This is a genomic window from Paenibacillus sp. BT-177 (assembly GCF_025846815.2).
GTDB classification, from domain to species: Bacteria; Bacillota; Bacilli; order Paenibacillales; family Paenibacillaceae; genus Paenibacillus; species Paenibacillus polymyxa_C.
The window spans coordinates 1-8,330 of sequence record NZ_JAOYTP010000022.1 but is presented as its reverse complement, the minus strand read 5'-3'; the positions used below and the strand labels follow the sequence as shown (position 1 = coordinate 8,330).

General features: G+C 51.3%; 1 protein-coding gene. It reads left to right on the top strand.

Annotated elements, in window-relative coordinates; all coding sequences use genetic code 11:
* A partial coding sequence (locus OIU26_RS25620; RefSeq protein WP_436449215.1) for an amino acid adenylation domain-containing protein occupies window positions 1–8,330 on the top strand: 8,330 nt, incomplete at both ends.

Sequence of the window (8,330 nt, the reverse complement as noted above, 5' to 3'; positions counted from 1 at the left end):
GATCTGGGCGAGCTGGAAAATGTATATGCCTTGACGCCGATGCAAAAGGGGATGCTCTTTTACAGCTTGATGGATGAGAATTCGGCGGCTTATTTTGAGCAGGCCACCTTTGAGTTGAACGGGCGTTTTGATGTGGTTACTTTCGGTAAAAGTTTTGATTTGCTCGTACAGCGTCATGAGGCATTGCGGACGAACTTTATCAGTTCATGGAAGGACGAGCCTGTACAGGTCGTTTTCCGCAACCGTAGCGGACAATTATATTATGAAGACCTTCGCGGACTGGAGAAAGAGGAACGAGCAGCTCGTGTTGAAGCTTTTGTCATTGAAGATAAAGCGAAAGGATTCAATCTCGCAGAGGGCGCACTCATTCGTATCTCCATCCTGCAAACCGGGGATGAAACGTATCACTTTATCTGGAGCTTCCATCACATTTTGATGGATGGCTGGTGCTTGTCCTTTATGACACAGGAGGTATTCGGTAGCTATCTGGCACTGCGTGCGGGAGGGGAGCCAGTACTGGAGCCAGTCACGCCGTTCAGTCGATTTATTGAATGGCTGGAACGTCAGGACCGTGAGGCAGCCTTGCAATACTGGAGTGGGTATTTGGCGGACTATGAGCAGCAAATTACGCTTCCTCAGCAAAAAACACAGCCTAAATCGATGCACGTCGGGGAATATATCGCTGAAGATCTGGATTGCGAATTCCAGCCAGAGCTGGTTGCCCAGATTGAACGGGTGGCGAAGCAAAATCAGGTCACGATCAACACACTGATTCAGACGGTATGGGGCATCTTGTTGCAAAAATATAACAATAGTTCGGATGTCGTGTTCGGCAGCGTTGTGTCTGGTCGCCCAGGGGATATTCCAGGTGTAGAGCACATGATCGGGCTATTTATTAATACGATTCCAGTGCGTGTGCAGTCTGAACAAGGCGAAACCTTTGTCGAGCTGATGAAACGAACCCAGCAGCAGGCGCTGGCTTCCAATGCCTACGATGCATTTCCGCTGTATGAAATTCAGGCGCTGACCGAGCAGAAACAGGATTTAATCAATCATATTATGATTTTTGAGAATTATCCGGTGGAGCAACAGGTAGAGCAGTTGGGCAGTGAAGGACAGGAGCCCTTCACAATTTCGAATGTGGTGTCTACAGAGGAAACCAACTACGATCTGAACGTCGTCGTTATGCCGGGAGAAGGCATTAAAATTCGTTTTATGTATAACACGCTCAGCTTTGATCAAGCAGGTATTGAGCGTCTATATGGGCATTTCGCACGTCTGCTGGAGCAAATTTCGCTCAACCCGCATGTTCGGGTTGATGAGCTGGAACTACTCACAGCAGCGGAAAAACAACAGATTACAACGGCATTTAATGACACCGCTTGTGCATTCCCATGCAAACAGACGATCCATCAGCTGTTCGAGGAGCAGGTAGAATATACGCCAGACCAGGTGGCATTGGTGTTTGGACATCAGAGTCTGACTTATCGGGAACTGAATGAACGGGCCAACTCATTGGCACGCATACTTCAAGCACAGGGAGTAGGACCTGACAAACTGGTCGGCCTGATGGTGCATCGCTCAGTGGAAATGATCGTAGGTCTGCTGGCCGTTCTAAAAGCAGGTGGTGCTTATGTGCCAATTGATCCCGAATTTCCGTCCTCTCGTATTGCATACATGCTGGAAGATAGCGAGGCCACAGTGCTTCTGACCAGTCGTGATCTGTTGGAAGAGCATCATTGCCACGCCAATGCAATATTTCTTGAGGATAAAGAATTGTATCAGGGAGAGAACGGCAACCAGGAGACAATTGCCCAGCCAGAGCATTTGGCATACGTCATCTATACGTCTGGTTCGACTGGAAATCCGAAAGGAGTTATGCTCCAGCATCGCTCGGTCCTCAATTTTATTACAGGGATGCGCGAAGTCATTGACTTTGAAGCCAGCCAAACCATTTTGTCACTGACGACCATTTCATTCGATATTTTTGTCTTAGAAACCATCTTGCCTCTGCTGGGTGGAATGACGGTCGTGCTTGGCGACAGCCAGCATCAGGTGAATCCTCAGGCACTAGGTGAATTGATTGCTCATCATCATATTGAGATGTTGCAAATGACACCATCCCGGGTGCAAATGCTGCTGGGTCATGAAGCAGGCTCCTGCGCGCTGCAAGGCGTGAAGGCAATTATGGTCGGGGGCGAAGCCCTTCCGTCCAAGCTGCTCGCAGCACTGCAAGAAATAAACGGTCCCCGTATTTACAATATGTACGGACCTACAGAAACGACAGTTTGGTCGACTGTGCAGGAACTGACCCATGCTCAACAAATTAACATTGGACGCCCTATCGCGAATACCCAAATATTTATCATGAATGCGAATGGGGAGTTGCAGCCAGTCGGTGTGCCGGGTGAGTTATGTATTGCCGGGGAAGGATTGGCCCGTGGGTATTGGAAACGTGAAGAACTGACGGCCGAGAAATTTGTAAATAATCCGTTTGCTGGTGACAAGGCAGACCATGAGCGGATGTATCGTACAGGCGATTTGGCAAGATGGATGCCGGATGGCAACCTTGAATATTTGGGTCGGATGGACCATCAAGTGAAAATCAGAGGCTACCGGATCGAACTGGGCGAGATCGAATCGCAGCTGCTGCAGATGGAGTCCGTACAAGAAGCGGTCATCATGGCCCGCACGGACGAAACGGGTCAAACCCAGCTAGTGGCGTACTACGTGGCGAGTCAAGAGCTTGGAGCTAATGAGCTGAGGCAGGAGCTGGGACAAGAGCTGCCAAGCTATATGGTGCCGTCGTATTTCATCTGGTTGGAGCAGATGCCGCTGACACCGAACGGTAAAATCGACCGCAAGGCACTGCCTGCACCGGAAGGCAGTCTGCACAGCGGTGCGGATTATGCAGTGCCACGCACTGTAACGGAACGAGCACTCGTAGCGATCTGGCAGTCCGTCCTGGGCGTGCCAACTGTAGGTACTTTGGACAATTTCTTTGACCTGGGCGGCGATTCCATCAAGGCGATTCAAATCGTGTCGCGTGCGTTCCAGGCAGGCTACAAGTTGGACATGAAAGATTTGTTCCGCTATCCAACCGTTGCAACACTGGCACCTTATATGCACGAGGCAAGTCGTATGATAGATCAGGGAGAAGTAAGCGGAGAAACGACTTTGCTCCCGATCCAGCACGGGTTCTTTGCACAGGAGCAAGTAGACGTGCATCACTTTAATCAGGCGGTTATGCTGCACCGGGAGCAGGGTTTTGATGAGTCTGCTCTGCGTCAGGCGCTTGGCAAACTAGCAGAGCACCATGATGCACTGCGGATGGTGTTCAGCAAGACCGAGCAAGGCTACCAAGCATGGAACCGTGGAATACAGGAAGGCGAGCTGTACCACTTGGATGTGCTGGACTTTAGCAATTTGACGGATGAAGTCATGCTCAGCACGGCAATTGAGACGAAAGCCAGTGAAATTCAAAGCAGTATTCAACTGCAAGAAGGGCCGCTGTTAAAGGCTGGCTTGTTCCACTGTGCAGACGGGGATCATCTCCTGATGGCAATTTACCATTTGGTCGTGGACGGGGTATCATGGCGTATTTTGTTCGAGGATTTGGCTGTAGCTTATGAACAGGCCATCCGTGAAGAGGCGCTCCAGTTACCAGACAAAACGGAATCATTCCGTTCCTGGTCACAAAAACTTTCCACCTATGCGAATGGCGCAGCCATGGAAAGTGAACACACCTACTGGGAACAATGGAACGCAGCCGCTTTGTTAGACCAAGTACGTTTGCCTGAGGATCAAGGGCAGGCTGAGCCATTTACCCTAGCTGACACGGATACAGTGGACTTCCAGCTTACGGAAGAAGAGACAGAAAAACTATTGAAGCAAGCACACCGCGCATATAACACGGAAGTGAACGATCTGCTGCTGACCGCATTGGGCATGACGCTGTACACGTGGACGGGTCATGAACGCAGTCTGATTCATTTAGAGGGACACGGACGTGAGAACATTTTGCCGGATACGGACCTTTCTCGTACAGTAGGCTGGTTTACGAGTCAATATCCGGTATGGCTTGACATCGGCCGTGATCACGCTTTGTCGGAATGCATCAAACAGGTCAAAGAGAGTCTGCGTCATATTCCTAATAAAGGAATTGGCTATGGAATTTGGAGATATCTGAATGAATCTGGTCAAGCCGTTGGTCAACATCAAGCTTTTGCCGAGCCACAAGTAAGCTTTAACTATCTCGGACAGTTTGATCAGGACTTGCAAAACAGCGATATCCGTATGTCTCCTTACTCGATGGGATCGGTCATTAGTGACCGTACGAAGATGAAATATGCGCTCGAAGTGAGCGGAATCGTAACGAACGGCATCCTGGAACTGGAGATTCGGTATAACGGAAAAGCCTTCCGTAAGGACACCGTGCAGATGCTGGCTGATCTGTTGAAATCCAATCTGCTTGAAATGATCGAGCATTGTGTCACACGGGAGCGGACCGAATTGACTCCAAGTGATGTACTGTTTAAAGGTCTGACCCTGGAGCAATTAGATACGATTAAGGAGCAGACAAAGACGCTTGGGGAATTGGAAAATGTGTACCCGCTAACGCCAATGCAAAAGGGTATGCTGTTCCACAGTTTGATGAATGCAGAAACAGGCGTGTATTTTGAGCAGGCGACCTTTGATCTTGAGGGCTACTTTGCACCGTCTATATTCGAGGAAAGCTTGAAGCTGCTGGTTAGTCGACATGCTATATTACGGACGAATTTCTATAGTGGCTGGCATGGTCAACCGTTGCAGATTGTCTATCGTCATAGAAATCCGAGCTTCTTTTATGAGGATGTCGGAGGGTGTGAACAGGCTGTAGCTGAATTTGTGGCCCAGGACAAAGCTCGAGGCTTTGATTTAAGCAAGGATGCGCTCATGCGCGTAGCTGTCTTCCGCACGGGTGATCGCTCATACCGTTTTGTATGGAGCTTCCATCATATTGTGATGGACGGCTGGTGCCTGTCCCTGATGACGGACGAAGTGTTTGGTGCATATGTTGCCTTGCTGGAGAATAAGCAGCCAGAGCTCGCACCTGTCAAGCCGTATAGTGACTATATCGAATGGTTGGAACATCAAGATGCACGAGAAGCGACCCGTTATTGGAGTAACTATTTGGCAGGTTTTGAGCAGCAAACATTGTTGCCTAGTGAGAACGTGCAAGCTTCTGTAGTAGAACGTGATGAAGATACAGACAGAAGCGGTGGAAGTTCAAATTCCGGTTATGTTTCGGAAAAGCTGCCATTTATGTTGGGTAAAGAACGGAGTGCCACATTAAACCGAATTGCCAAGCAACAACATGTAACGATTAACACATTGCTGCAGAGCGTTTGGGGCGTTATTTTACAGAAATACAATAATAATCAGGATGTTGTGTTTGGTAGTGTTGTATCCGGTCGTCCGGCAGAAATTGCAGGCGTAGAGAACATGATCGGTTTGTTTATCAACACGATTCCGGTACGGATATGCAGTGCACCGGATGCTACATTTGCTGAAGTATTGCAGCGTACACAGGAACAGGCTTTGGCCTCCAGTGTCTATGATACGTTCCCGCTGTACGACATTCAGGCACTGACTGAACAAAAACAAGACCTAATTCATCACATCATGGTCTTTGAAAACTACCCAATCGGGCAGCAGATGAAGCAGATGGGCGGTTCCGGCGAGACAAAGGCACAAACAGGCTTCTCTATTGCCAATGTGGCACTTGCAGAGCAAACCAACTACGATTTTAATCTGATTGTCGTACCTGATGAGGATATCTCTATCCTGTTTGAATACAATGCGCTGGTGTATAACCGGTCTGCAGTGGAGCGTATCTATGGTCATATCAACCACGTCATCGGACAAATCGTGGACAATCCGCATATCCATGTGAATGAGCTGGAATTGGTGACACCGGAAGAGCAGACACAGATCGTTCAGGTGTGGGGAGATACGGCGGCAGCCTATCCGCAGGATCAAACGCTAAGCGCATTATTCGAGCAGCAGGCAGCGAACACGCCGGAGCAAGTGGCGGTGTTGTGCGGAGCGGAATCGTTGACCTACGCAGAGCTGAATGAGCGAGCCAACCGTCTCGCACGCACCTTGCGTGCCGAAGGGGTTGAACCGGATCAGCCGGTAGGCATTCTGGTCCACCGTTCACTGGACATGATCGTAGGCATCTATGCGATCCTGAAGGCAGGCGGAGCCTATGTGCCGATTGATCCGGAATATCCGGCTGACCGCATCCGCTTTATGCTGGAGGATTCAGGCGCGAAGCTGGTGCTGACGCAATCGCATCTGGCGGAGCAAGCATCACGGAGTTTCGACGGTCAGGTGCTGGTGCTGGATCGTCAGGAGCAGGATGGCAAGAATATTTACCACGAAGATGGTTCAAATCTGGAGCCCCTGGCTGGGCCGCACCATGTCGCCTATGTCATCTACACCTCCGGTTCCACTGGAAAACCGAAGGGTGTAATGGTGGAGCACCATTCCGTGTTAAACCGGATTTTGTGGATGCATGATCGCTACGGCCTGGGTGCAGAAGATACGATCCTGCAAAAGACCGCCTTCACCTTCGACGTGTCGGTGTGGGAGCTGTTCTGGTGGTCGATGGTCGGCTCAAAGGTAAGCCTGCTGTCGGTCGGCGGGGAAAAGAACCCGGAAGACATCGTCGACACGATTGCCCGCGATGGCGTGAGCACGATGCACTTTGTTCCAGCCATGCTGCATGCGTTCCTGGAGTACGTGGAGCAGCAGTCACGGGAAGTGATGCAAGCGAAGCTGGGCACACTGCGCCATGTCTTTGCCAGTGGTGAAGCGTTGCCGCCACAACATGTGGCCCGGTTCCAGCGGCTCGTATCGAGCCTGACCGGAGCGAAGCTGATCAACCTGTACGGCCCAACCGAAGCGACGGTGGACGTATCGTACTTCGATTGCGAGCCGGATAAGGAATATACGGTTATCCCGATCGGGAAACCGATTCAAAATATCCGTCTGTACATCGTCAAGGAAGGCACGGAGCAATTGCAGCCGATTGGGGTTGCAGGGGAACTGTGCATCGGCGGTGTCGGTGTAGCCCGCGGTTACCTGAACCGACCGGAGCTGACGGCCGAGAAATTCGTAGCCGATCCGTTTGCCGACGGAGAAGCCGGGTATGAGCGGATGTACCGCACTGGCGATTTGGCGAGATGGATGCCGGACGGGAACATTGAATATCTGGGCCGGATCGATCATCAGGTGAAAATCAGGGGTTATCGGATTGAGCTGGGCGAGGTGGAAACGCAGCTGCTCCAAGTAGAATCGGTACGCGAAGCGGTCGTCGTGGCCCGTACGGACGAAATGGGCCAAAACCACATGGTGGCCTACTATGTCGCGGGACAAGAAGTCGAGGCCAGCAAGCTAAGAAGTGAGCTGGGACGGGAGTTGCCAGGCTACATGGTGCCATCGTACTTTGTACAACTGGAACAGCTGCCACTGACACCGAATGGCAAAATCGACCGCAAGGCCTTGCCTGCACCAGAGGGCAGCCTGCAAACTGGAGTCGATTATGCCGAGCCGCGCACTATGCAAGAGCGCGCGCTGGTAGCGGTCTGGGAGTCGGTACTGGGGCTGCAGACGGTCGGTATTCTGGACAATTTCTTTGATCTGGGCGGTGATTCGATCAAGGCGATCCAAATCGCGTCTCGTGCGTTCCAGGCCGGCTATAAGCTGGACATGAAGGATTTGTTCCAGTATCCAACCGTTGAAGCCCTGGCACCGCATATGCACGAGGTCCGTCGTATGGCAGATCAGGAAGAAGTCAGCGGGGAAACGGCGCTACTTCCGATCCAGCATTGGTTCTTTGCCCAGGAGCGCGAGCGTCCACAGCACTTTAATCAAGCGGTCATGCTCTATCGCGCGGAGGGCTTTGAGGAGACGGCGATTCGTCAAGTCATGGATCAACTCGTGAAGCATCATGATGCGCTGCGTACGGTATTCCATCAGACTTCCGCTGGTTATATAGCTTGGACTCGTCATGTTGAGGAAGGCACGCTGTATACGCTAGAAACGGTGGACTACCGTGAACAGCCCGCTGATGCGGAAGCGCTAGAAGCGAAGGCAACGGAAATCCAAAGCAGCATGGACCTGTCCGCAGGACCTCTGGTGAAACTCGGATGGTTCCGCACAATCGAGGGCGACCATCTGCTGATCGCCATTCACCACTTGGTGGTGGACGGGGTGTCGTGGCGGATTCTGTTTGAAGATTTCTCGACAGGCTACGAGCAGGCGATCCAGGGCGAGTCCGTACG